Origin of the sequence: Phenylobacterium sp. (assembly GCF_041916435.1) — a bacterium.
GTDB lineage: Bacteria > Pseudomonadota > Alphaproteobacteria > Caulobacterales > Caulobacteraceae > Phenylobacterium.
Window position 1 is genome coordinate 162,462 of record NZ_JAYRZM010000001.1, and the last position, 23,331, is coordinate 185,792.

The following is a 23,331-nucleotide window of genomic DNA, read 5'->3' on the forward strand; positions in this document are numbered from 1 at the left end:
ATCGAAAGGCCGGCGGCCGGCCCTAGCGCTCCGGCGCGCGCTCGGCCTTGACCTTGACCGGGACGGCGGCCTGGCGGCGTTCGCGCCATTCGACGGTGAGGGCGGCGACGGCGACGGCGGCGAAGCCGACGGTGGCCACGCACCAGCCGCAGTGCGGCGCGAGCCCGCCGCAGATGACGCCGAACGCCGACAAGGTCTTGGCGTGCAGCCACGCGAGTTCGGCGCTGACGGCCGAGCCGACGATCGCCACGCCGGCCCCGGCCATCCGCAGTTTGCTCATGTCGATCTGGGCCACGGCGCTCATCTCCGAAGAATCCTGTTATCCAGAATGCTGCGACATCAAGCGCTTGTCGACCTTGACTCAAATCAAGGCCACCGGCGCCGCCGCACGCGAAGAACCCCAAATTCCAAACGATTCCGCCCGGGGGCGAAATGAAACAACTAGCCGCCAAATTGGATGACGCGCCGCTAGACGCCGTCATCCTCTACGTCCTGACAGGGGTTTGCGCATTCGGCGCGCTCCTGGCGACGGCCTTCACCCAAGATCCGCTCTTCCGCTTCCACGGATATGTCTTCCTGGGGGCTTTCGTCGCGGCCCTCGCGGTCATGACGGTGGCCCTGTCGGGCGGCGGTCTGCGCTCGCCGCAGGACCGCTACTCCGACGGCGTGGTCCGGGCGGGCGTCATCGCCACCATGTTCTGGGGCGTCGTCGGCCTCCTGGTGGGCGTGGTGATCGCCAGCCAGCTCTCATGGCCGAGGATCTTCTACTTCCCCGAGGCCGGCTGGCTGAACTTCGGCCGGCTGCGCCCCCTGCACACCTCGGGGGTGATCTTCGCCTTCGGCGGCAACGCGCTGATCGCCACGTCCTTCTACGTGGTCCAGCGCACCTGCCGGGCCCGGCTGGCCGGCGGCGTCTGGCCCTGGTTCGTCTTCTGGGGCTACCAGCTCTTCATCGTCCTGGCGGCGACCGGCTACCTGATCGGCGTCACCCAGTCGCGCGAATACGCCGAGCCCGAATGGTACACCGACCTGTGGCTGACGGTGGTCTGGGTGGCCTACCTCCTGGTGTTCCTGGGCACGATCTGGAAGCGCAAGGAACCCCACATCTACGTGGCCAACTGGTTCTACCTGGCCTTCATCGTGACGATCGCGATGCTGCACATCGTCAACAACCTGGCCCTGCCGGTCGGGCTGCTGAACCACCGCAGCTATTCGCTGTTCTCCGGCGTGCAGGACGCCCTGACCCAGTGGTGGTACGGCCACAACGCGGTGGGCTTCTTCCTGACCGCCGGCTTCCTGGCGATGATGTACTACTTCGTGCCCAAGCGCGCGGAGCGGCCGGTCTACAGCTACCGCCTGTCCATCGTTCACTTCTGGGCGCTGATCTTCATCTACATCTGGGCCGGCCCGCACCACCTGCACTACACGGCCCTGCCGCAGTGGGCGCAGACCCTGGGCATGACCTTCTCGATCATGCTGTGGATGCCCTCCTGGGGCGGCATGATCAACGGCCTGATGACCCTGTCGGGGGCGTGGGACAAGCTGCGCACCGACCCGGTGATCCGGATGATGGTGGTCTCCATCGCCTTCTACGGCATGTCCACCTTCGAGGGCCCGCTGATGTCGATCCGCGCGGTCAACTCGCTCAGCCACTACACCGACTGGACCATCGGCCACGTGCACTCCGGCGCGCTGGGCTGGGTCGGCTTCATCAGCTTCGGCGCGATGTACTGCATGGTGCCGTGGCTCTGGAAGAAGGACCGCCTGTACTCGACCAAGCTGGTCGAATGGCACTTCTGGATCGCGACGACGGGCATCCTGCTCTACATCTGCGCGATGTGGGTGTCGGGCATCATGGAAGGCCTGATGTGGCGCGAGTACACGCCGCAAGGCTTCCTGGCCAACAGCTTCGTCGAGACAGTCGCGGCCAAGCATCCTGAAAACGTCATCCGCATGCTGGGCGGTCTCATGTACCTGACCGGCGCGGTGATCATGTCCTACAACCTGTGGCGCACCGTCCGCATGCCGGGAACCGTTCCGGCCAAGGCGAACGACGGCCCCGCCCCCGCGCTCGTCGCGGCTGAATAGGGAGGGTTGCCGTCATGTGGAAACATCACGCCAAACTCGAACGTCACTCGCTGCTCCTGGTGCTGGGCATCCTGATCGTCGTCTCGATCGGCGGCCTGGTGGAGATCACCCCGCTCTTCTACCTGGAGAGCACCATCGAGAAGGTGGACGGCATGCGCCCGTACACCCCGCTCGAGCTGGAGGGCCGGGACATCTACATCCGCGAGGGCTGCTATCTCTGCCACTCGCAGATGATCCGCCCGCTGCGCGACGAGGTGGAGCGCTACGGCCACTACAGCCTGGCCGCCGAGAGCATGTACGACCACCCCTTCCAGTGGGGCTCCAAGCGAACGGGGCCTGACCTGGCCAGGGTGGGCGGCAAGTATTCGGACGCCTGGCACCGGGACCACCTGATCGACCCCCGCTCGGTGGTGCCGGAATCGGTGATGCCGCCCTACGCCTTCCTGGCCAAGAAGGATCTCGACGCCCGCGACATCAAGGCCAAGGTCGAGACCATGACCAGGCTGGGCGTGCCCTACACCCAGGAGATGATCGACAACGCCGAAGCCGACCTTCAGGCCCAGGCCGATCCGTTCTCCGCGGGCGGCACCGCCCTGAAGAAGCGCTACGGCGACAAGGTGCAGCAACGCGACTTCGACGGCGATCCGGACCGGGTCACCGAAATGGACGCGCTGATCGCCTACCTGCAGATGCTCGGCACCCTGGTCGACTTCAAGACGTACCAAGCCGAGAACCCGGAGAACCTGAGATGAGCGGCCTCACCTACGAGATGGTCTCCCGCTTCGTCCAACAGGGCGGGATGATCTACTTCGCCATCATTTTCGCGGTTGGCTGCGCCTACGCGCTCTGGCCCTCCAACAAGGAAGCTTTCAAGCGCCTCGCCCAGCTTCCGCTCGAAGACCATGAGGATGAAAATGTCCGACCGTAAGATCGACGACATCTCGGGCGTCGAGACCACCGGTCACGAGTGGGACGGCATCCGCGAACTGGACAATCCGCTGCCGCGCTGGTGGCTGTGGGTCTTCTACGCCTGCATCGTCGCGGCGATCGTCTACTGGGTGCTGATGCCGGCCTGGCCGGGGATCCATGGCTACACCCACGGCATGCGCGGCGAGTCCGACCGGGCCAACGTGGTCAAGGAGCTGGCCAACCTGCAGACCGTTCGCGGCGCGGGCGCGGCCAAGCTGAAGAACGCCACGCTGGAGCAGATCGAGCAGAACCCCGACCTGCAGGCCTATGCGCTGCAGGTGGGCCAGTCGATCTTCGGCGACAACTGCGCCACCTGCCACGGCGCCGGCGGCACCGGCGGCAAGGGCTACGCCAACCTGCGCGACGACGTGTGGCTGTGGGGCGGCACGCTGGAGGACATCCAGCACACCCTGCAGGTGGGCGTCCGCTCGGACGACCCGAACACGCGGTTCTCGCAGATGCCGGCCTTCGGCAAGGACCAGATGCTGACCTCGCCGCAGATCGACGATCTGACCGAGTACGTGGTGTCCCTGTCCGGCCGCAAGGCCGACGCCAAGGCCGTGGCCCGCGCCGCTCCGATCTTCCAGGAGCAGTGCTCGGTCTGCCACGGGCCCCAGGGCAAGGGCGATCAGAAGGTCGGCGCGCCCGACCTGACCGACGCCGACTGGCTCTACGGGTCCGACCGCGACAGCATCCGCGGCCAGATCTGGAACGGCCGGGGCGGCGTGATGCCGGCCTGGGGTCACCGTTTCGACCCTGAAACCATCAAGGCCCTGGCGGTGTATATTCACGCCAACGCCGGGGGTCAGTAGGTAGTCAAAATGACTGTCGTCATCGACCGGACCAAGCCCAAGGACGCCCAAGGCGAGGAGCATGGGCCGGTCTCTGTGGCCGCCAAGACGCGGGCCAAGGGCGAGACCCACGGCCAGCTCTACCAGGCGCGCCAGCAGATCTATCCGAAGCTGGTCCATGGCCAGTGGCGCAACATCAAGTGGGCGCTGCTGGTCCTGACCCTGACGATCTACTACGTCACGCCCTGGATCCGGTGGCATCGCCCAGGCGGGCTGCCGGACCAGGCCGTGCTCGTGGATTTCACGGGCCGCCGCTTCTACTTCTTCTTCATCCAGCTATGGCCGCAGGAGGTCTACTTCATCACCGGCCTGCTGGTGATGGCGGCCCTGGCGCTCTTCCTGACGACGGCGCTGTTCGGCCGCCTGTGGTGCGGCTACGCCTGCCCGCAGACGGTCTGGACGGACCTCTACATCTATGTGGAGCGGCTGTTCGAGGGCGACCGCAACGCGCGCATGCGCCTGGACGCGGCTCCCTGGTCGTTCAACAAGCTCTGGCGCAAGGTCGGCAAGCACGCCGTGTGGCTGGGCATCGCCTTCGGCACCGGCGGGGCCTGGATCTTCTACTTCCATGACGCGCCGACCCTGATCCGCCAGTTCTGGGTGGGCCAGGCGCCGATGACCGCCTACCTCTCCTGCGCGGTGCTGACGGCCACCACCTATCTCCTGGCCGGCACCATGCGCGAGCAGGTCTGCACCTACATGTGCCCCTGGCCCCGCATCCAGGGGGCCATGCTGGACAAGGACAGCCTGCAGGTCACCTACCGCCGCGATCGCGGCGAGCCGCGCGGCCCGCACAAGAAGGGCGCCTCCTGGGAAGGCCGGGGCGACTGCATCGACTGCAACCAGTGCGTGGTGGTCTGCCCCATGGGCATCGACATCCGCGACGGCGCGCAGCTCGAGTGCATCAACTGCGGCCTGTGCATCGACGCCTGCAACGAGATGATGGTGAAGATCGACCGGCCCAAGGGGCTGATCGCCTACGACACCGACGCGGCGGTGCTGGCGCGCGAGGCCAAGCAGCCGGCGGTCTATCGCCTGCTGCGGGGCCGCACGATCTACTACGCCGTCGCCCTGACCGTGGTCTCGGCGGTGATGCTGTGGGGCTTCCTGAACCGGCCGCAGTTCGAGCTGCACGTGCTGCGCGACCGCAACCCCACCTTCGTGCGCCTGCACGACGGCTCGATCCGTGACGGCTACACCCTGAAGGTCTCCAACCGCACCTTCGAGCCGCATGAGGCGGTGATCAGCTTCACCGGGATCGACGGCGCCAAGCTGCGCACGCCGGGCGAGCAGGCGACCACGGCCGACTTCAAGATCACGCTGGAGCCCAACCAGGTGCGGGCGATCCGCGTGTTCGTCACCGCGCCTGAGGACAGCCTGACCGGGCCGAACATGCCGGGCGCCTTCGAGGTCCATACGGACGGCCAGGTCGTGCAGACCAAGACGGTGTTCCTTTCGGGAGCTGCGAACGAACAATGAGCATGACGGACACCCCTTCGGGCTTTCGCCTGCGCGGCTGGCACGTGCTGGTCATTCTGGTGGCCTTCTTCGGCGTCGTGTCGGCGGTGAACGCGGTGATGATCACCGCCGCCATCGGCACCTTCCCCGGCCAGGTCTCGGTGACGCCCTACGAGGACGGCATCGTCTACAACAAGACCCTGGCGCAGATGGCCTCGCAGGAGCGGCTGGGCTGGCGCGCCGCGGCCAGCGTGGAGGAGGGCGCGGTGATGATCCGCGTCGTCGACCGGCTGGGCCAGCCGGTCGAGGGCCTGCGGCTGAACTGCAAGCTCGAGCGGCCCGCCACCGAGACCGGCCGGCTGACGCCGGCGTTCAAGGAGGTGTCGCCGGGCGTCTACCGGGCCCATCCGGGCGTGACCGCCGGCGCCTGGGACCTGAGCTTCGACGCCACCGACGCCGCCGGCCACAGGTTCGAAGGCCAGCGGAGGCTGATGTGGCCCTGACCTACGGTCTCGCCGGGGCGGACCTGTCCGCCTTCATGCGGCCCCGCGACGACGGCGGCCGCACGCTCGAACTGCTGGTCAAGGGCGCGCGCTGCGCGGGCTGCCTGGCCAAGATCGAGCGGGAGGTGGGCGCGCTGCCCGGCGTGTCGCAGGCGCGGATGAACCTGACCACCGGCAAGCTGGTGGTCGCCTTCGAGGGGCAGGCGGGCGATCCGGTCGCCGTGATCCAGACCCTGGAGCACGCCGGCTATCCGGCCGCGCCCTTCGATCCCGGCCAGGCCCAGGCGGCGCAGGACAAGGAGGGCCGGCGGCTGTCGCTGGCGCTCGCCGTCGCCGCCTTCGGGGCCGGCAACGTGATGATGTTCTCCGTGCCCGTCTGGGCCGGACTGTTCGGCCAGGAGCTGGGGCCGGCCACGCGCGAGGTGATGCAGTGGCTGTCGGCGATCATCGCCGCGCCCTGCGCGATCTTCGCCGGCATGCCGTTCTTCGAGTCCGCCTGGCGCTCGGTGCGCCGCGGCCGGGCCAACATGGACGTGCCGATCTCGATCGCGGTGATCCTGACCCTGCTGATCAGCTTCACCGAGACGATCCTGGGCGGCCGCGACGCCTATTTCGACGCGGCGATCTCGCTCCTGTTCCTGCTGCTGATCGGCCGCTGGCTGGACCACCGGCTGCGCGCCACGGCCCGCAGCGCGGCCTCCGACCTGCTGGCCATGCAGGCGCCCACGGCCGCCGTGGTCGGCGCCGACGGACACGAGCGGGTGACGCCCCTGCGCGAGGTGATGACCGGCGACGTCCTGGTGGTGCGGCCGGGCGAGCGGGTGCCGGTGGACGGGGTGGTGGAGAGCGGAAGCTCGGCCTTCGACAACGCCCTGCTGACCGGCGAGACCGCGCCGGTGGACGTGACCGCGGGCTCGGCCTGCCGGGCCGGGGCGGTGAACCTGAGCGGGACCTTGCGCATCCGCGCCACCGCCCGCTCGGAGGACTCGGCCCTGGCCGAGATCGCCCGGCTGGTGGAGGCCGGCGCCCAGTCGAAGTCGCGCTACGTGCAACTGGCCGACAAGGCCGCGGCGCTCTACGTGCCGGTGGTGCATACGGTGGCCGCCCTGACCTTCGCCGGCGGCTGGGCCCTGGGCCTGGGCCCGCGCGAGGCGCTGCTGCGGGCGGTGACCGTGCTGATCATCACCTGTCCCTGCGCCCTGGGGCTGGCGGTGCCGGCGGTGCAGATCACCGCCTCGGGCCGGCTGTTCCGCAAGGGCGTGCTGGTGAAGTCCGGCGCGGCGCTGGAGCGCCTGGCCGAGGTGGACCAGGTGGTGCTGGACAAGACCGGCGTGCTCACCGAGGGCCGCCCGCGCCTGATCGACGCGCCGGCCAGCGTGGTGGCCATGGCCGCGCCGCTGGCCCGCGCCTCGGCTCACCCGCTGGCCCGCGCGCTCGCCGCCGAGGCCGGGCCCGGACCTTCGGCCGAGGGCGTGATCGAGTTCGCCGGGCAGGGGGTCGAGGGCCTGATCGACGGACGGCGCGCGCGCCTGGGCCGGGCCGTGTTCGTCGGCGCGCCGGCGGGCGAGGCCAGCGAGACCGAGCTGTGGTTCGGCTTCGAGAACGACACCAAGATCCGCCTGCGCTTCACCGACCACCTGCGCGCCGACGCGGCCGAGGCGGTGGAGGCGCTGCGCCGGCGCGGGCTTTCCGTGCGCGTCCTGTCCGGCGACAGCGCCGGGCCGGTCGAGCGGGCCGCCCGCCAAGCGGGGATCGACGACTGGCGCGCGGGCCTGACGCCGGCCGAGAAGGCTGAGGCCGTGGAGGCCGCGACGGCCGCCGGCGGCAAGGTGCTGATGGTCGGCGACGGGCTGAACGACACGGCCGCGCTGGCCAAGGCCCATGCGGCCATGGCGCCGGGCACGGCGCTGGACGCCAGCCAGAACGCCGCCGACCTGATCTTCTCCGGCGAGGAGCTGATGGCCGTGGTCGACGCCATCGACGTGGCCCGCGCGGCCCGCCGCCGGGCCCTGGAGAACTTCGGCTTCGCTGCGGTCTACAACGCCGTGGCCGCGCCCGCGGCGGTGCTGGGGCTGGTCAATCCCTTCGTGGCGGCGCTGGCGATGTCGGGTTCGTCGATCACGGTGACGCTCAACGCGCTTCGCATGCACTTCGCGGGGAGGTCGAAATGAGCATCGTCCTGTTCCTGGCGCCGATCTCGCTGTTCATCGCCGTGGTGGGCCTGGGCGCCTTCTGGTGGACGCTGAAGAGCGGCCAGTACGACGACCCGGCGGGCGACGCCGCGCGCATCCTCATCGACGATCCCGAGGACCGGCCGCTCTAGGCGCCGATCCGGGCTCTCCAAAAAGCTAGGGGCGCCGCGGCGTTTCCGCCGAGGCGCCCCCGCGTGGGCGGACCGATCCCAAGGGGCTCGGATCAGAAGTCCGCCGTCAGGGCGATGGTCACGGTGCGCGGCGCGCCGATGAAGGCGGTCGAGCCGTCCGCGCCAGCCAGGTAGCTCTCGTCCGTCAGATTGTTCACCGTCAGGGTCAGGTCGAAGCCCTTCAGGAGCGGATTGACGGCCTCGCCGGCCACGCCGACGTAGGCGTTGGTAAGCACCACGCTGTCGGCCTTCACCGAGCCGGCTTTGTCGAGGAAGCGCTCGCCGATGTACTTGCTCGACATGCCGGCCTTCCAGACGTCGCCGCGCCAGTCGAGCGAGCCCACGAACATGTGCTTGGGCGAGCCGGCCACCTGGGCGCCTTGGACGATCCCCAGCTCGGCGTCGCGGGCGGCGTCGCCGCTGCCGAGATAGCTCGCGTCGTTGTAGGTGTAGGCGCCCGACAGGCTCAGGCCGTTGGCGAAGGCGTAGGAGGCGGCCGCCTCGAGGCCCTTGCTCTCGATCCCGCCCAGGTTCTGGTAGACGCCGTCAACCTCCGACAGATAGTCGATGCCGGTCACGAAGCCCGAGGGCACGTAGACGATCCGGTTGTCGAACTTGATCTTGTAGAGGGTCAGGTTGGCGCTCAGCGGGCCGCGGGCGATGCGCGCGCCGAGCTCGATGTTGTCGGCCGTCTCGTTCTTCACGGTCTTGACCGACAGGGCGTCGGAGGCGCCCAGGACGCCGCGCGGCACCGCCGCGTAGTTCTGCGAGAAGCCGGCGAACAGCACCACGCCGTCCATCGGGGTCTGGTAGGCCACGCCCGTGGAGATCAGCGGGTCAGACTGCGAGTTCAGGCTGATGTGGAACTTGTCGTTCATCAGCTCCTGGCGGCTCTGGTCGATGAAGAACTGCTTGACCCCGATCCGCGCGGTGAGGGGGCCGACCACCGCCACGTCCTCGACGTAGTACATGGTCTCGTCGGTCTCGTAGTCGGTGCTGTACTGGATCCAGTAGGGGTTGTCGGCGAAGGCGTAGCCGATGCGCGTGTCGATCAGCTTGTGCCAGTCGCGGGTGGAGTTGGACTTGCCGTGCTCCAGCCACAGGCCGCCGCGCAGGGTGTTGTCGACCTGGCCGAAGACGTGGCGCCACTCGGCGTCGGCGGTCACCCCGTAACGGCGGTTGCGGTAGTGGGTGTGGCGGTAGGACTGCACCGCCAGGGAGTCGGAGGCGTAGCAGGTCGGGTCGTACTCGGCCGGGATGCCCGCCGTGCCGGCGCAGCCGGGGATCATCGTCGCCGTGGCCCCGGTCGGGGTGACGAAGTAGATCTTGCCCAGGGCCGAGCCGCCGAGGATCGTCGTGCCGCTGAGGAACTCGGTGTTGGGCGCCGAGCCATTGTCGGTGACGTCGACCAGGTAGGGCGGCAGCCAGTCGCCGCGGCCGTTCATCATGTGGCCGTAGCCGGTGAGCGTGACCTTGACCTCAGCCACGTCGAACTTGCCGCGCAGGTAGGCGAAGGTGTTGTCGCGCAGGGCCCGCGAGCCGGAGCGGTAGGCCTGGTCGATGTAGGGAACGCCCGTCCAGGTTCCGGTCAGGCGGTCCCAGCCGGGGTTTTCCGCGAACTGCTCGGGCGAGATGCTGCTGTATTCGGACTCGTCGGCGTTGTCGTAGGACAGGTAGCCGGTGAGGTCGACGCCGGCGAAGCGGCTGACGATCTTGGCCGCGGCGTGGTCGCGGGTGGTCTTGCCCGAGCCGTCGATCCAGTCGCTGTTGCGCGCCGAGGAGGCGCTGATCCAGGCGTAGGTGTCCGGGGCGATCTCGCCGGTGTCGAGGCGCACGTAGTACTTGCGCGCGTCGTAGTCGCCGCCCGCGACCGTCACGCGCACGCGCTGCTCGTGCTCCGGATCAGAGGTGACGTAGTTGAGCGTGCCGCCCAGGGCCTCGTTCGAGCGCGAGGCGATGTCGGCGGTGCCCTGCGAGACCTCGACGGTCTTCAGGTCGAGCACGTCGATGTAGCGGTTGGCCTTGGAGCCGCCGCCGTAGCCGGAGCCGCCGTTGGGCAGGCCGTCGATGGTGGTGCCGATCTGCTGTTCGTCACGGTTGGAGACGAAGCCGCGCATGGTGATCGACGTGCCCCAGTCGGACGAGCCGAAGGTGTCGGCCTCGGTGACCAGCACGCCGGGCAGTTCGTTCAGCACGTCGTTGGCGCTGGAGAGGGCCGATTGCCGCTCCATCATCGGCTGCTGGACCACCGAGCTCGCATAGACTTCCTGCGCGCCGGTCACCACCAGCTCGTCGACCGTTCCGGCGGTCGCGTCGGCCCCCGCGCCGTCCGCAGCGCGCGCCTGCGCGCCGGCCAGACTCAGGGCGACCACGGCCGCCCCCATCATCCACTTGTTCATCCCCGTCTCCTTCAGCGGCCCGCTCTCTCAGGCGCGGGGGGACCGCTAGCGACGGCGCACGACAGACATGTGACAGCATGACTGGATCAGCGTGAATTATGTGGGTTTATGTGGGATTCCCACAGGCCCGTGTTGCCGACCGCACACGGGTGAGCTAGAGCGCGCTCGAACGGGAGGCGCCGGTGGCGGCATGACTCAGCTCGATCGGCTGGCCGAGATTCTCGACCTGCTGCAGTCCAGGGGCGCCTGCGCCATCGGCGAACTGGCGCTCAAGTTCGGCGTGTCCGAGGAAACCATCCGCCGCGACGTGCGGCGCCTGGAGGCGAGCGGGCGGGCCTACAAGGTGCACGGCGGAGTGCGGCTGCCCGACAACCTGTTCGAGGCGCCCTACCAAATCCGCATGAACGAGAACGCCGAGGCCAAGCGGCGGGTGGCGGCCCAGGCCGTGCGCCTGGTCGAGGACGGCATGACCGTGATGATGGATTCCGGCAGCACGACCTTCTGGACCGCCAAGGCGCTGGTGCGGCCGCGGAACCTGACCATCGTGACGAATTCGCTGGAGGTCGCGCGCGAAGTGCTGGGGCGCGACAACAACCGGCTGTTCTTCGCCGGCGGGGAGGTCAACGTCGACCACCGCGCCGCCTTCGGCGCCGACGCCGTCGCCTTCGCCGGGCGCTTCGTGCCGGACATCGCCTACCTGTCCATCGGCGCGATCGACGCCGAGCGGGGCTTCCTGGACTTCCACGTGGACGAGGCCCAGTTCAAGCGCTCGCTGCTGGCGGATGCGCGACGGGTGGCGGTGGTGGCCGACCACAGCAAGTTCGGCCGCGTGGGCGCGGTGCACACGGCGAGCTTCGCGCAGGTGGACGACCTCATCGTCGACGAGGAGCCGCCCGCCGATATCCGCGCGGCGGCCGAGGCCGCCGGGGTGCGCGTGCACGTCGCCGGCTGAGCCTCGCGGCAGGGTGAACGCGGGTTGATCTAGATCAGCGCGTTCGAAGCGCGCCGAAGCGATTGTGGCGGCCTCAATCCGGAGGAGCGCCTTGTCCGTCGTCGTGCCCTTGAAAGCCCACACGAGCGCGCTGATGGCGCTGGTCGACAAGTACGACGGCCGCGTTCCGCGCTACACGAGCTATCCCACCGCCGTGCAGTTCACCCCGGAGGTGGACGCCGAAACCTACGGGCGGTGGCTGTCGGAGCTGCCGGCCGACGAGGCGGTTTCGCTCTACGTCCACGTGCCGCTCTGCGCGCGGCTGTGCTGGTACTGCGGCTGCAACACCCGCGCGGTGAACCGCCCCGAGGCGGTGAGCGATTATGTGACCCATCTGGTGCAGGAGCTGGCGTTGGCCGAGCCGGTGCTGCCGGGCCGCCTTCGGGCCAGCGCCCTGCACCTGGGCGGCGGCACGCCCAACATGCTGAGCCGCGAGGACATGCGCGTGCTGTTCGAGGCGGTGCGCCACGTCTTCCGCCTGGAGGCCGGCGCCGAGATCGCCGCCGAACTCGACCCGGCGGTGCTGACCGAGGACTGGGTGAAGGCGGCCGCCTATCACGGCCTGAACCGCGCGAGCCTGGGCGTGCAGAACTTGTCGCCCAACGTGCAGGCCGCGGTGAACCGGCCCGAGCGCTTCGAGGACATCGCCCGCTGCGTCGGCTGGCTGCGCGCGGCCGGCGTGCGCTCGGTGAACCTGGACCTGATGTACGGCCTGCCCGAGCAGACGGTGGCCAACACCCTGTCGACGGTGCACCAGGTCATCGCCCTTCGGCCCGAGCGGATCGCCCTGTTCGGCTACGCCCACGTGCCCTGGATGAAGGCGCACCAGCAGCTCATCGATGAGAAGGCGCTGCCGGGCCCGGCCGAACGGCTGGAGCAGAGCGAAGCCGCCGCCGAGCTCCTGGCCATGGAAGGCTATGTGCGCATCGGCCTGGATCACTTCGCCCTGCCGGGCGACGAGCTGGCGATCGCCCAGGCCGAGGGCCGGCTGCACCGCAACTTCCAGGGCTACACCACCGATACGGCGGGCACGCTGCTGGGCTTCGGCGCCTCGGCGATCAGCTCGCTGCCGCAGGGGTTCACCCAGAACAACGCCCAGGAGCTGGGCTGGCGCAAGGCGGTGAACGAAGGCCGCGCGCCGGTCGTGCGCGGCGTGGCGCTGAGCGAGGACGACCGCTGGCGCGGCGAGATCATCGAGCGGCTGATGTGCGACCTGCAGGTCGATCTGGCCCAGGTGAGCGCGCGCCACGGCCGCGACTGGCGCACGCTCGAGGCCGAGGTCGCCGGCCTGGCGCCGATGACCCGCGACGGTCTGCTCACCATCGAAGGGCCGAAGCTCTTCGTCACCGAGACGGGGCGGCTCCTGGTCCGCACCATCTGCGCGGCGTTCGACGCCTATTACGCGCCGGAGGCCCAGCGTCACTCCAAGGCGCTGTGATGGTCGACCGGATCCTGGTGATCAACGGCCACCCCGATGCGCGCTCCGAACGGCTCTGCTCGGCGCTGGCCGACGCCTATGTGCGCGGCGCGCACCGGGCCGGCCACGAGGTGCGCCGCATCGACGTGGGCCAGCTCGATTTTCCGCTGATCCGCTCGCAGGCCGACTTCACGCAGGGCGCGCCGCCGCCGGTGGTCGCCGAGGCGCAGGCCTCGCTGAAGTGGGCCAACCACCTGGTCTTCATCTTCCCCCTGTGGATCGGCGGGCCGCCGGCCCTGCTGAAGGGCTTCCTGGAGCAGGTGTTCCGCTACGGCGTGGCGCTGTCCGGCTCGGACAGCCACGTCCAGGGCCTGCTCAAGGGCCGTTCGGCGCGGATGATCGTCACCATGGGCATGCCGGCGGCGGTGTTCCGCCTGGTGTTCGGCGGCTATGGGCTGAAGAGCCTGACCCGGGGCCTGCTGTGGATCAGCGGCGTCGGCCCGATCCGCAGCACCGTCCTGGGCGGCGTCGAAGCGGTGGCGCCGTCGCGCCGCGAGGGCTGGCTGCGCAAGGTGGAGGCGCTGGGCGCGTCGGCGTCCTGAGCGCGGCGGGCGAAGCCGGACACGGGCGAAGCCGGATTCAGGAAGCCGAGGCCAGGGCGGTGTGGATCTCGCCCAGCAAGGCGTCGCCCAGCAGGGGCTTTTCGACGATCTTGGCGTGCGCGTGTTCGGCGCCCAGGCGCACGGTCAGCCGCGGATGGCTGGTGATCAGCAGGGCGGGCAGGTTTACCCCGCGCCGGCGCAGCTCGGTCAGGGCGGCGAGGCCGTCCATGCCTCCAAGGTTGTAGTCGAGCACCAGGCAGGCGCGGGAGGTGGGCAGCTTGGCGGCCAGCAGCTCTTCGCCGCTCTCGCAGGCCTCGACCTGGTAGCCTTCGATCTCCAGCGAGAACTTCAGCGCCGTGCGCAGCGCCGTGTCGTCGTCGACGAGCACTACGGTCGGGCGTGGGGGCAGGGCCTGCAACATGACCCTGATGCTAGGGCGCCCCTCGCGGGGCTCATTGATCCAGCGCAACCCGGCCCTTGCGACAACCGGCGCTGATCCAATGGGTTAGTCGACGCGCACCCCGGCCAGCAGCGCCATGCGGACCAGTTCCGACAGATTGGCCGCGCCGGTCTTGGTCATGACGTTGGCGCGATAGACCTCGACCGTGCGCGGGCTGATGCCCAGCTCCAGCGCGATCACCTTGTTGGCCTTGCCCGCCACCACGCCCATGAACACCTCCTCCTCGCGCGGCGAGAGCGCGGCGACGAGGGCTTCGAATCGGCGGGTCTCTTCGGTGTCGCGGGTCTCGGTCCCGCCGCCTGCGGTCGGCGCGGGCGCCTTGAGCGCCGACTGGATGGCGCCCAGCAGGGCGTCGTCGCTGAACGGCTTTTCGAGGAAGTCGATGACGCCGGCCTTCATCGCCTGCACCGCCAGGGGCACGTCGCCGTGGCCGGTGATGACGATGACCGGCAAGGTCACGCCGCGCTCCTTCAGGCGCTGCACCAGCTCCAGCCCGCTCATCTCCGGCATGCGCACGTCGGTGACGATGCATCCCTCGGTGAGGCTCTGGGCCTGCTCCAGGAACTCGGCGGCCGAATCGTAGGTGCGGGCCGGCAGGCCCGCGGTGTCGAGCAGAAAGGCGAGCGACTCGCGCATGGCGTCGTCGTCGTCGATCACATGCACTACGGTCTCAGTCACCAGCCGCCAGGTCTCCCGCAGGCACGGCGGGCAGGGTGAAGCGGAACACCGCGCCGCCGCCGTCATTCGGCTCGACCCAAATCCGCCCCCCATGGGCCTCGATGATCGTGCGCGAAATCGACAAGCCTACGCCCATACCTTGTTGCTTGGTCGTGATGAAGGGCTGGAAGAGCTGATCGCGGATTTTCTCGCTGACGCCCGGACCGGTGTCGGCCACGGCGGTTTCGACCATGTCCTCGCCCACCGGGCGGGCGGTGACGAGCAGATCGCGGCGCGGCGACTCCTCCATGGCGTCGACCCCGTTGCGCATCAGGTTCAGCAGCACCTGCTGAATCTGGACCTTGTCGGCCAGCACCCGGTCCACCCGCGGGTCGATGGACATGCGCAGGCGCACGCCGTGCTCCTTGGCGCCGACCATGGCGAGCGCGGCGGCCTCCTCGATGAGCTGCGGCATGCTCTCGATGCGCCGCTCGCTCTCGCCCTTGGCCACGAAATCGCGCAGCCGGCGGATGATCTGGCCCGCGCGCAGGGCCTGTTCGCCGGAGTTGGCCAGGGCCGACTTCACCTTCTCCAGGTCGGGCGACGGCTGGTCCAGCAGGCGCACGCTGCCCTTCATGTAGTTGGCGATGGCCGACAGGGGCTGGTTGAGCTCGTGCGCCAGGGCCGAGGCCATTTCGCCCATGGCCGTGAGCCGCGAGACGTGGACCAGCTCGGACTGCAGATCCTGCATCCGCCGCTCGGTCTCCTGGCGCTCGGACAGGTCGCGCACGAAGCCGGTGAAGTAGCGTCCCTCGGCCGACTTCAGCTCGCCCACCGCCAGCTCCATGGGGAAGGTCGAGCCGTCGCGCCGCTCGCCGACCACCACCCGGCCGATGCCGATGATGCGCCGCTCGCCGGTGGTCATGTAGCGACCGATGTAGCTGTCGTGCGCGCCGCGATAGGGCTGGGGCATCAGGATGCTGACGTTGCGCCCGATCACCTCCTCGGTCTTCCAGCCGAACATGCGCTCGGCCGCGGCGCTGAACGATTGCATCACGCCGCGCGCGTCGATGACGATCATGGCGTCCGGCACGGTGTCGAGGATGAGCTGCAGGTGCGCCTCGCGGGCGCGCAGGTGGTCCAGCAGGTTCGCCGCGCGCTCGTTCGACCGCTTCGAGCGCTCGCCGAGCACCGACATCACCAGGCCGAGCGTCACGTAGACGGCCAGGCTCACCAGCTCCGCCGGCTGGGCCAGCGCGTCGCCGCCGCCGAACGTCAGGCTGGCGACGCCGCCCAGCACCACGGCCACGAGGCCCGGCCCGAGTCCGCCCCAGATCGCCGAGACGAACACGGCCGGGATGAACAGCACGAACAGGGCCGCGTCGTGCATCCACGGCGCGACGGCCAGGCGCGCGATCGCCGCCGCGCCGGTCGCGACCAGGGCCAGCAGGTAGCCGAAGAACGCCGAGCGGGGAGGGCGCGGCTCGCGCGCCGCCAGGGGCGTCGCCGTCACTGGACGGCCGGCTCAGGCTCGAAGCGCACGACCACCCGCACCAGGCGCGGGTCCTCCGAGGTGTGGCGCTTGAAGCCCACCGCGTCGGTCAAGGTCAGCATGCGGTCGTTGTCGCTCATCACGTCTCCCCAGACGCAGCTCAGATTACGGCGGCGCGCGTATTCGACAATGGATCGAAGCAGGGTGCGCCCCAGCCCCTGCTTCTGATGATCCGTGCGGACGAACAAGGCGAATTCGCCGGCCTCGCCCTCGGGATCGGCGATGACGCGGGAGACGCCGACGATCGCGTCCTGCTCGTCGACGGCGACGATCGCCATCTCGCGGTCGTAGTCGATCTGGCTGAGGCGGGCGGCCAGGGCGTGGGGCAGGGTGCGCAGGCCCCCGTGGAAGCGCAGGCGCACGTCCTCGGCCGAGGAGCTGGCCACCAGATGCTCCAGCCCGGGCGCGTCGTCCGGCCGGATCGGCCGCACGGTGACCTTCTCGCCGGAGTCCAGGGTGAGCGTGGCCTCCAGGTCCGACGGATAGGGGCGGATGGCGAAGCGCGCCTTGGGCTGGGCCAGGCGGATGCGCGCGTCGAGCGCCAGGACGCCGTGCTCGTCGGCCAGCAGCGGATTGATGTCCAGCTCGGCGATCTCGGGAATGTCGATGGCCAGCATGGACAGGCGCTCAAGCACCTCGGCCACCAGGTCCTCGTCGACGGCGTCGCGGTCGCGGAACGCCTTGAGCAGGCGCGAGACGCGGGTGCGGCCGATCATCTCGTGGGCCAGCACGCGGTTGAGCGGCGGCAGGCCCACGGCCCGGTCCTGCATCACCTCCACGGCGATGCCGCCGGAGCCGAACAGCACGATGGGGCCGAAGGTGGGGTCCACCGCCAGGCCGGCGATCAGCTCGCGGGCGTGCGGCCGCTCGGCCATCGGCTGGATCAGGAAGCCGCCGAGGCGCGCCTCGGGCGCGGCCTGGGTGACGCGGGCCAGCATGGCGTGGGCGGCGATCTCCACCGCCTCGGCGTCGGCCAGGCCCAGCACCACGCCGCCCACGTCGGACTTGTGGCTGATGTCGGCCGAGCGGATCTTCAGCGCGAAGGGCCCGCTCATGCTGCGCGCGAGCCTGGCGGCCTCGGCGGGCGTGTCCGCCACCGCGTTGCGCACCACCGGCACGCCGTAGGCCTCCAGCACCGCCTCGGCCTCCAGCGGGGTCAGGGTGTCGCGCTGCTCGGCCAGGGCCGCGTCGACCACCTGGCGCGCCCGCTCGCGCTCGGCCGCCTGGGGGCTGGCCGGCGGCGTCTGCAGCAGGAGTTCCTGGTTCCGGTGGTGGTCGACCATGTGCATGAAGGCGCGCACGGCCTCGTCCGGGGTCTCGTGGGTGGGAAAGCCGTGCTCGCTCAGGAGCCGGCGGGCCGGCGCGGCGTTGGTCTCGCCCAGCCAGCAGGTCAGGATCGGCCGGCGCACGCGGCCCTTGGGCCGGCTCTCCAGCACCTTGACCACCGCCTCGGCCGCCGCCGTGCTGTCGGCCACGGCGGTGGGGCAGTTGAGGATCAGCAGCGCCTCGGCGTTCTTGTCGGCGAGCACGGTCTCCAGCGCGGCGGCGTAGCGCTCGGGCGGGGCGTCGCCGATGATGTCCACCGGATTGCCGTGCGACCAGGCGGCGGGCAGCACGCCGTCGAGGGCCTCGATGGTCTCCGGCGCCAGGTCGGCCAGGCGCCCGCCGTGGGCGGAGAGCGCGTCCACCGCCATCACGCCCGCCCCGCCGCCGTTGGTGAGGATGGCCAGGCGCTCGCCGCGCACCCAGGCGCCGGCGCCCAGGGTGTCGACCGCATCGAACAGCTCGCGCAGCTCGCCGACGCGCAGCATGCCGGCCCGCCGGATGGCCGCGTCGTAGACGGCGTCGGAGCCGGCCAGCGCGCCGGTGTGGGAGAAGGCCGCCTTGGCGCCGGCGGCGCTGCGTCCGGACTTGATCACCACCACCGGCTTGGCGCGCGAGGCGATACGGCCGGCGGTCATGAACTTGCGCGCGTCGGTGATGCTCTCGACGTAGAGCACGATGGCCTTGGTCGCGCGGTCGAGCGCCAAGTAGTCGAGCACGTCGCCGAAATCCACGTCGGCCATGTCGCCGAGCGTGACCACGTGGGAGAAGCCGATGCCGCGCCCCTGAGCCCAGTCCAGCGCCGCGGCGGCGATCGCGCCGGACTGGGCCACCAGGGCGATGTCGCCGGCCTTGGGCGTGAGCTGGGCGAAGCTGGCGTTGATCCCGCGCGCCGGCGAAATGAAGCCCAGGCAGTTGGGCCCGACGACGCGCAGCAGGTGCGGCCGCGCCGCGTCCAGCAGGCGCTGGTGCAGGCCCTGATCGGAAAAGCCGGCGCTGATCACCACCGCCGCGCGGCAGCCGCGCGCGCCCAGCTCGGCGACGATGTCCGGCACGGTCGGCGCGGGTGTGGCGATCACCGCCAGGTCCGGGGTGACGGGCAGGTCGGCCACCGACTTGTAGGCCAGCGCCGAGCGGACGGCCTCGGCGTGGGGATTGACCGGCAGCACCGGCCCGGCGAAGCCGTTCTCCAGGAGGTTGCGCGCCAGCACCTCTCCCACCGAGCCCGGCGTGTTGCTGGCGCCCACCAGCGCGATCGCCGCAGGCTCGAACAGAGCATGGAAGTTCCGTGTGGTCATCTTCGGGCTCCTTGGGCGCGGAAGAAATCCAAAGGGCGCGTCGCGGCCATGATCAACCTCAAAACGATGGGGCCGCCGCCGAGGCTATCATCGCGCGGTGCATGATAGTTTGACGCCAAGGAGCCTGTGATGTTCGCCATGAGCCTGAGCCGTCCGGGCGAGCCCCTGCGGGCCGAGACCCGGCCCGATCCCGAGCCCGGGCCGGGCGAGGTGCGCCTGCGGGTGAGGGCCTGCGGCGTCTGCCGCACCGACCTGCACATCGTCGACGGCGAGCTGGAGCCGCAGCGCTCGCCCATCGTGCCGGGCCACGAGATCATCGGCGTGGTCGACGCGATCGGGCCGGGCGTGTCCGGCGTGGAGCTGGGCGCGCGCGTCGGCGTGCCGTGGCTGGGCGCGACCTGCGGAACCTGCCGCTATTGCCGCGACGGCGAGGAGAACCTGTGCGACGCGCCCGGCTTCACCGGCTGGACCCGCGACGGCGGCTATGCGGACGTGGTGGTGGCCCGCGCCGACTACGTCTTCCCCGCGCCCGAGGGGCTGAGCGACGCGGAGGCCGCCCCGCTGATGTGCGCGGGCCTGATCGGCTATCGCGCCTGGCGCATGGCCGAGCAGGCGCGGCCGGTGAAGCGGCTGGGGCTCTACGGCTTCGGCGCGGCGGCGCACCTTCTGGCGCAGCTCGCCATCCACCAGGGCCAGGAGATCTACGCCTTCACCCGCTCGGGCGACGCGGCCGCCCAGGGCCTGGCCCGCGAGCTCGGCTGCATCTGGGCCGGCGGCTCGGACGAGGCGCCGCCGCAGGAGCTGGACGCGGCGATCATCTTCGCCCCGGTGGGCGCGCTCGTGCCCGCGGCCCTGCGCGCGGTGCGCAAGGGCGGCACGGTGGTGTGCGGCGGCATCCACATGAGCGACATCCCGAGCTTTCCCTACAGCATCCTGTGGGAGGAGCGGCGGGTGGTCTCGGTGGCCAACCTCACCCGGCGCGACGCCCTGGAATACCTGCCGCTGGCGGCCAAGGCCGGCGTGCGGCCGCAGGTGAAGCTCTACGCCCTGGGCGACGCCAACACCGCGCTGAACGACCTGCGGGCCGGCGCCTTCGCCGGCGCGGCCGTGCTGACGCCCGACCTCGGCGACTGAGCGCGGCGCAAAAAAGAGCCCCGCCGAGGGGGACGGCGGGGCCAAGCAGCAAGGTGCGGGGAGGAACCGCGCCTCAATGGCTGAGAAGCACGAACCGGTCGGCCATGTTCAGGAGGTCTCGGGTCACGCCGCCCAGGACCCATTCCTGCAGGCGGCTGTGGCCATAGGCGCCGGCGACCACCAGATCGGCGTCGATCGACACGGCCTCGTTGAAGATTTCGCCGCAGATGTCTTCCTCGTGCTTGGGCGTGACCACCTTGGCCTTGGCCGGCACGCCGTGGCGCGCCAGGGCGGCGGCGACGTCGTTCACCTGGAACTCGACGGCGGTGGTGTCGGTCTCCAGCGTGGCGCCCAGCACGGTGACCCGCTCGGCGCGCTTGAGGAAGGGCATGGAGTCGGAGAGCGCCCGGCGCGCCTCGCGCGTGTCCTTCCAGGCCAGCACGACGCCCTTGGCCTGCAGCCGCCCGCCGGTGGGCGGCGCCACCAGCACCGGGCGGCCGGCGTTGACGGCCAGCTCGCCGGTGTCGACGATGCGGTAGATGTCGATGGTTCCGCGCGGCGCGCCGCCGGCCACGATCAGGTCGGCCGCGCGGGCGGCGCGGGCCATGGCCTGGGTGGGGATGTCCTGGGAAATGCGCCACTCGTTGGACAGGCGTCCGGCCTTGGCGCGGAAGGCGGCCTCGGCGGCGGCGGCGTTGACCTCGATCGCCGAGCGCATGGCCACGATCATGTCGCCCTGGGCGAAGCCGTAGGGGTCGGCGAAGCCGAGCGGCGGCAGCGCCTCGGCGCCCAGGCCGATCAGGTGGGCGCCGAAGTCGCCCGCTACGTCCACGGCGCTTTGCAGGCGCAGCACCGCTTCCGCGTCCGGCTGGACGTGGGTGAGGATCGTCTTGTAGGTCATCACGCGCTCCCTTTACGCAGGCCTTGGACTACTCGGCCAGGCGGGCCAGCGCGGCGTCGTTGCAGATCTTGAAGTGGCGGCAGCCCTCGAACTCGATGATCGCCTGGTTCTGCAGCTTGGAGATGGTGCGCGACACCGTCTCGATGGTCAGGCCCAGGTAGTCGGCGATGTCCTGGCGGCTCATCGGCAGGTCGCCGGAGCGGCCCTTGCCGCGGCGGGTGATGTCGGACAGGAAGCTGGCGACCTTCTCGAAGGCGCTCTTGCGGCCCAGCAGCATCACGTGCTCGTGGGCGCGTTCCAGTTCGCGGGTGGTGGCTTCCCAGACCACGCGGGCCAGGGCTTCCTCGTCGGCCTGGGTGCGCAGGGCCGATTGCTTCAGCACCTGGACCACGCAGTCGGTGAGGGCCTCGGCGCTGTAGCGATGCTCGTCGCCGGGCTCCAGGCCGAAGATGTCGCCCGGGTAGTAGAAGTCGCCCACCTGGCGGCGGCCGTCGCTCATCAGGCGCGAGGTGCGCACCACGCCGGAGACGACGCGGTAGATGAGATCGGCTTCCTCGTCTTGAGCGTAGATCTCCTCGTCCTTGGCGAAGGCCATCTTCACGCCCAGGCGTTCGATGGCGTCGGCGCAGGTGTCGACGGCGTGTTGGGCGGAAGAGGAGTGCAGGGGATAGGCCAAGGACATCGGGTGAGCCTCCAGTGCTGTCCCCTAATGCCTAGGCCCCTCGCGCCGATGGAGAAATTCGGGTCGGCGCCTTAAGTAGACCCCCGCTACGTACTCATACGGAGGCGTTCGGACCGAAGCGTTCGGCCACCGCCGCGTCGATCCGGCCCATGATCGCCGAGAAGGCTTCGTCGGTCATGTTGGGGATCACGCCGCCCTCGTGCACGTGGTCGACCACGGTCATGCCGCACACGGCGGCCACATGCCGGTCGAACAGGGTCATCAGCGCCTCGTAGGCGCCGGTCGAATGCACCCAGCGCTCCGGCGCGCCGGAGGTGGTGAAGCTGATCATCTTGCGGCCTTCCAGCAGGCCGCTGGTGCCGCCGTAGACCGCCTCGAAGCCGAAGCCGATGCTGAAGACGCGGTCCACGTAGCCCTTGATCATCGCCGGCGGGGCGTTGAACCAGAAGGGGTAGACGAAGGCGAAGACGTCGGCGTCGGCGATCGCCTCGCGTTCGGCGACGATGTCCGGCGCCGGGCCGAAGTGGTCGCCCACAGGCAGCTCGCCGGCCTTCAGCCGAGGGTCGAAGTCCATCCTGTAGAGATCGCGCAGCACGCTGGTGTGGCCGAGCTTTCCGACCGCCTCGATGTAGCGGTGGGCGACGGCCAGCGCCAAGCTGTGCTCGCTGGGGTGGGCGACGATGACGGCGTGTTTCATGACGGGCCTCCGAGCGCACGATAGGGCGCCCGAAGCGGGCGTCCTTGACCCTGGTCATGTCAAGCGTAAGCGCGACCCTAGAGGTACTTCAGAAGGCTCAGCGACGAGAGCCGGCTGATCGTCGAATAGAGCGTCTCGAGCTGGGTCTGCTGCTGGGTGACCTTGACCGCCGCCTCGGCCAGGTCGACGCCGTTCAGGTCGCTGGACAGGCCGTCGAGGATGTCGATCTTGGCGGTGTTGTGGTCGATGCGGTCCTGCAGGGCGCTCACCCGCGCCGACAGGCCCTCCTGCAGCGTGCCGAGGCCGGAGATGGATTCCTGCACCAGGTCATAGGCTTGTTGCGCCACGTCGGCGTCGCTGGGCGACGCCTTGAGCAGGGTGAGGGCGCGCGCGAGCTTCTCGAACGCCGGATCGTCGGCCGTGACCGATATCTCCACTGTCGAGCCGTCCGAGGCGGTGTAGGTGCGCGCCTTGGCCGTGCCCTGGTAGTAGCCGGTGTCCGAGGCCGTGGGATCGGCCGTGGGGTCGTAGCCGGCGTCGGAGAAGTCGACGGCGTCCCCGTCGAGCGCCTCGCCGGAGAACAGCGAAATCCCGCCGAGGTCGGCGTTCATCATCGACTGCAGATCCTCCAGCCACTGGCTGGCGTAGGTCGAGACCAGCTCGGAATCGTCGCTGGAGCCGCTGTTCAGGGCCGAAAGCTGGCTGAGGATGGTGGTCGCCAGGTCGGAGATGTCGCCCACCGCCGAATAGGCGCCCTGGGCGAAGCTCTGGGCGTCGGTGGCCGCGGCGTTGTCGGCGGTCAGGCGCGCAGACTGGGAGTTCAGGCGCAGCAGCCGGGCGGCGTCCGCGCCCAGGCCGCCGAGCGAGCTGGATTTCACCCCCGAGGCTTCCTGGTCCTGCACCTTGGCCATGTCGGCCTGCACCTTCAGGCTGGCCGTGATCATCTGCTGGGTGTGGGCGAAGGTGGCGATGCGGCTGACGGACATG

At 70.1% G+C, this 23,331-nt stretch carries 22 protein-coding genes; 12 read left to right on the forward strand and 10 right to left on the reverse strand.

Annotated elements, in window-relative coordinates:
• Positions 1-22: 22 nt before the first annotated feature.
• Positions 23-304 carry a hypothetical protein gene (locus tag ACE3TA_RS00820; RefSeq protein WP_374569791.1) on the reverse strand — a complete coding sequence of 94 codons (282 nt, stop codon included), beginning with the start codon at positions 302-304 and terminating at the stop codon, positions 23-25.
• Between the two features lie 302 nt (positions 305-606).
• On the opposite strand from ACE3TA_RS00820, the gene ccoN reads away from it, so the two are divergent.
• Genes ccoN through ccoS form a run of 8 tightly spaced genes read left to right on the forward strand, consistent with a single transcriptional unit; the run spans position 607 to position 8,192 of the window.
• Complete coding sequence (gene ccoN / locus ACE3TA_RS00825; RefSeq protein WP_374571090.1) at positions 607-2,088, forward strand: cytochrome-c oxidase, cbb3-type subunit I; 1,482 nt, start codon at positions 607-609, stop codon at positions 2,086-2,088.
• Positions 2,089-2,102: 14 nt separating this feature from the next.
• A complete protein-coding gene (gene ccoO / locus ACE3TA_RS00830; protein ID WP_374569792.1) occupies positions 2,103-2,840 on the forward strand; it encodes a cytochrome-c oxidase, cbb3-type subunit II in 738 nt (245 codons plus the stop codon).
• Positions 2,837-3,016 carry a cbb3-type cytochrome c oxidase subunit 3 gene (locus ACE3TA_RS00835; protein ID WP_374569793.1) on the forward strand — a complete coding sequence of 60 codons (180 nt, stop codon included), beginning with the start codon at positions 2,837-2,839 and terminating at the stop codon, positions 3,014-3,016. Before ccoO ends, ACE3TA_RS00835 begins: the two co-directional genes overlap by 4 nt.
• On the forward strand, positions 3,003-3,869 hold the full coding sequence (ccoP, locus tag ACE3TA_RS00840) for a cytochrome-c oxidase, cbb3-type subunit III (RefSeq protein WP_374569794.1): 867 nt from the start codon (positions 3,003-3,005) through the stop codon (positions 3,867-3,869). Before ACE3TA_RS00835 ends, ccoP begins: the two co-directional genes overlap by 14 nt.
• Positions 3,870-3,878: 9 nt before the next feature.
• A complete protein-coding gene (ccoG, locus tag ACE3TA_RS00845) occupies positions 3,879-5,387 on the forward strand; it encodes a cytochrome c oxidase accessory protein CcoG (protein ID WP_374569795.1) in 1,509 nt (502 codons plus the stop codon).
• 2 nt (positions 5,388-5,389) lie between these two features.
• Complete coding sequence (locus ACE3TA_RS00850; protein ID WP_374569796.1) at positions 5,390-5,869, forward strand: FixH family protein; 480 nt, start codon at positions 5,390-5,392, stop codon at positions 5,867-5,869.
• Between the two features lie 35 nt (positions 5,870-5,904).
• Positions 5,905-8,040 (forward strand): heavy metal translocating P-type ATPase, encoded by a 2,136-nt coding sequence (locus ACE3TA_RS00855; protein ID WP_374571092.1) that lies wholly within the window; start codon positions 5,905-5,907, stop codon positions 8,038-8,040.
• Complete coding sequence (ccoS, locus tag ACE3TA_RS00860) at positions 8,037-8,192, forward strand: cbb3-type cytochrome oxidase assembly protein CcoS (RefSeq protein WP_374569797.1); 156 nt, start codon at positions 8,037-8,039, stop codon at positions 8,190-8,192. Before ACE3TA_RS00855 ends, ccoS begins: the two co-directional genes overlap by 4 nt.
• 92 nt (positions 8,193-8,284) lie before the next feature.
• Here ccoS and ACE3TA_RS00865 read toward each other — a convergent pair whose 3' ends face one another.
• The gene (locus ACE3TA_RS00865; RefSeq protein WP_374569798.1) at positions 8,285-10,630 is read right to left on the reverse strand and encodes a TonB-dependent receptor domain-containing protein; all 2,346 of its coding nucleotides are present in this window, start codon (positions 10,628-10,630) and stop codon (positions 8,285-8,287) included.
• A gap of 190 nt (positions 10,631-10,820) precedes the next feature.
• Here ACE3TA_RS00865 and ACE3TA_RS00870 point away from each other — a divergent pair, with 190 nt between their 5' ends.
• The 3 genes from ACE3TA_RS00870 (at position 10,821) to ACE3TA_RS00880 (ending at position 13,640) form a co-directional block, all read left to right on the forward strand.
• A complete protein-coding gene (locus ACE3TA_RS00870) occupies positions 10,821-11,582 on the forward strand; it encodes a DeoR/GlpR family DNA-binding transcription regulator (RefSeq protein WP_374569799.1) in 762 nt (253 codons plus the stop codon).
• A 91-nt stretch (positions 11,583-11,673) separates the two neighbouring features.
• The gene (gene hemN, locus ACE3TA_RS00875) at positions 11,674-13,059 is read left to right on the forward strand and encodes an oxygen-independent coproporphyrinogen III oxidase (protein ID WP_374569800.1); all 1,386 of its coding nucleotides are present in this window, start codon (positions 11,674-11,676) and stop codon (positions 13,057-13,059) included.
• A complete protein-coding gene (locus ACE3TA_RS00880; protein WP_374569801.1) occupies positions 13,059-13,640 on the forward strand; it encodes an NAD(P)H-dependent oxidoreductase in 582 nt (193 codons plus the stop codon). Before hemN ends, ACE3TA_RS00880 begins: the two co-directional genes overlap by 1 nt.
• Before the next feature lie 37 nt (positions 13,641-13,677).
• On the opposite strand, the gene ACE3TA_RS00885 is transcribed toward ACE3TA_RS00880, so the two are convergent.
• From ACE3TA_RS00885 to ACE3TA_RS00900, 4 genes are all read right to left on the reverse strand, one after another.
• On the reverse strand, positions 13,678-14,061 hold the full coding sequence (locus ACE3TA_RS00885; RefSeq protein WP_374569802.1) for a response regulator transcription factor: 384 nt from the start codon (positions 14,059-14,061) through the stop codon (positions 13,678-13,680).
• 84 nt (positions 14,062-14,145) lie between these two features.
• Positions 14,146-14,781: a response regulator FixJ gene (gene fixJ / locus ACE3TA_RS00890; RefSeq protein ID WP_374571094.1), complete on the reverse strand. Its 636-nt coding sequence runs from the start codon at positions 14,779-14,781 to the stop codon at positions 14,146-14,148.
• Positions 14,771-16,270, reverse strand: coding sequence for a PAS domain S-box protein (locus ACE3TA_RS00895; protein WP_374569803.1), 1,500 nt, complete (start codon positions 16,268-16,270; stop codon positions 14,771-14,773). The genes fixJ and ACE3TA_RS00895 overlap by 11 nt, the downstream gene beginning before the upstream one ends.
• Positions 16,267-18,930, reverse strand: coding sequence for a GNAT family N-acetyltransferase (locus ACE3TA_RS00900; protein WP_374569804.1), 2,664 nt, complete (start codon positions 18,928-18,930; stop codon positions 16,267-16,269). The genes ACE3TA_RS00895 and ACE3TA_RS00900 overlap by 4 nt, the downstream gene beginning before the upstream one ends.
• A 129-nt stretch (positions 18,931-19,059) precedes the next feature.
• Here ACE3TA_RS00900 and ACE3TA_RS00905 point away from each other — a divergent pair, with 129 nt between their 5' ends.
• Positions 19,060-20,064 carry a zinc-dependent alcohol dehydrogenase family protein gene (locus tag ACE3TA_RS00905; RefSeq protein WP_374569805.1) on the forward strand — a complete coding sequence of 335 codons (1,005 nt, stop codon included), beginning with the start codon at positions 19,060-19,062 and terminating at the stop codon, positions 20,062-20,064.
• Between the two features lie 73 nt (positions 20,065-20,137).
• Here the strand turns inward: ACE3TA_RS00905 and ACE3TA_RS00910 are convergent, their stop codons facing one another.
• From ACE3TA_RS00910 to ACE3TA_RS00925, 4 genes are all read right to left on the reverse strand, one after another.
• Positions 20,138-20,965 (reverse strand): universal stress protein, encoded by an 828-nt coding sequence (locus tag ACE3TA_RS00910; RefSeq protein ID WP_374569806.1) that lies wholly within the window; start codon positions 20,963-20,965, stop codon positions 20,138-20,140.
• Between the two features lie 28 nt (positions 20,966-20,993).
• Positions 20,994-21,647 (reverse strand): helix-turn-helix domain-containing protein, encoded by a 654-nt coding sequence (locus tag ACE3TA_RS00915; protein WP_374569807.1) that lies wholly within the window; start codon positions 21,645-21,647, stop codon positions 20,994-20,996.
• 94 nt (positions 21,648-21,741) lie between these two features.
• On the reverse strand, positions 21,742-22,344 hold the full coding sequence (locus ACE3TA_RS00920; RefSeq protein WP_374569808.1) for an NAD(P)H-dependent oxidoreductase: 603 nt from the start codon (positions 22,342-22,344) through the stop codon (positions 21,742-21,744).
• Between the two features lie 77 nt (positions 22,345-22,421).
• Entirely contained in the window at positions 22,422-23,330 is a 909-nt protein-coding gene (locus ACE3TA_RS00925) for a flagellin (protein WP_374569809.1), read from the reverse strand.
• Position 23,331: the final 1 nt, after the last annotated feature.

Bases quoted from the DNA above. Each gene is read 5' to 3' on its own strand.
- ACE3TA_RS00820 (WP_374569791.1), bottom strand. From the start codon at position 304: ATGAGCGCCGTGGCCCAGATCGACATGAGCAAACTGCGGATGGCCGGG.
- ccoN (WP_374571090.1), top strand. From the start codon at position 607: ATGACGGTGGCCCTGTCGGGCGGCGGTCTGCGCTCGCCGCAGGACCGC.
- ccoO (WP_374569792.1), top strand. From the start codon at position 2,103: ATGTGGAAACATCACGCCAAACTCGAACGTCACTCGCTGCTCCTGGTG.
- ACE3TA_RS00835 (WP_374569793.1), top strand. From the start codon at position 2,837: ATGAGCGGCCTCACCTACGAGATGGTCTCCCGCTTCGTCCAACAGGGC.
- ccoP (WP_374569794.1), top strand. From the start codon at position 3,003: ATGTCCGACCGTAAGATCGACGACATCTCGGGCGTCGAGACCACCGGT.
- ccoG (WP_374569795.1), top strand. From the start codon at position 3,879: ATGACTGTCGTCATCGACCGGACCAAGCCCAAGGACGCCCAAGGCGAG.
- ACE3TA_RS00850 (WP_374569796.1), top strand. From the start codon at position 5,390: ATGACGGACACCCCTTCGGGCTTTCGCCTGCGCGGCTGGCACGTGCTG.
- ACE3TA_RS00855 (WP_374571092.1), top strand. From the start codon at position 5,905: ATGCGGCCCCGCGACGACGGCGGCCGCACGCTCGAACTGCTGGTCAAG.
- ccoS (WP_374569797.1), top strand. From the start codon at position 8,037: ATGAGCATCGTCCTGTTCCTGGCGCCGATCTCGCTGTTCATCGCCGTG.
- ACE3TA_RS00865 (WP_374569798.1), bottom strand. From the start codon at position 10,630: ATGAACAAGTGGATGATGGGGGCGGCCGTGGTCGCCCTGAGTCTGGCC.
- ACE3TA_RS00870 (WP_374569799.1), top strand. From the start codon at position 10,821: ATGACTCAGCTCGATCGGCTGGCCGAGATTCTCGACCTGCTGCAGTCC.
- ACE3TA_RS00880 (WP_374569801.1), top strand. From the start codon at position 13,059: ATGGTCGACCGGATCCTGGTGATCAACGGCCACCCCGATGCGCGCTCC.
- ACE3TA_RS00885 (WP_374569802.1), bottom strand. From the start codon at position 14,061: ATGTTGCAGGCCCTGCCCCCACGCCCGACCGTAGTGCTCGTCGACGAC.
- ACE3TA_RS00900 (WP_374569804.1), bottom strand. From the start codon at position 18,930: ATGACCACACGGAACTTCCATGCTCTGTTCGAGCCTGCGGCGATCGCG.
- ACE3TA_RS00905 (WP_374569805.1), top strand. From the start codon at position 19,060: ATGTTCGCCATGAGCCTGAGCCGTCCGGGCGAGCCCCTGCGGGCCGAG.
- ACE3TA_RS00910 (WP_374569806.1), bottom strand. From the start codon at position 20,965: ATGACCTACAAGACGATCCTCACCCACGTCCAGCCGGACGCGGAAGCG.
- ACE3TA_RS00915 (WP_374569807.1), bottom strand. From the start codon at position 21,647: ATGTCCTTGGCCTATCCCCTGCACTCCTCTTCCGCCCAACACGCCGTC.
- ACE3TA_RS00920 (WP_374569808.1), bottom strand. From the start codon at position 22,344: ATGAAACACGCCGTCATCGTCGCCCACCCCAGCGAGCACAGCTTGGCG.
- ACE3TA_RS00925 (WP_374569809.1), bottom strand. From the start codon at position 23,330: ATGTCCGTCAGCCGCATCGCCACCTTCGCCCACACCCAGCAGATGATC.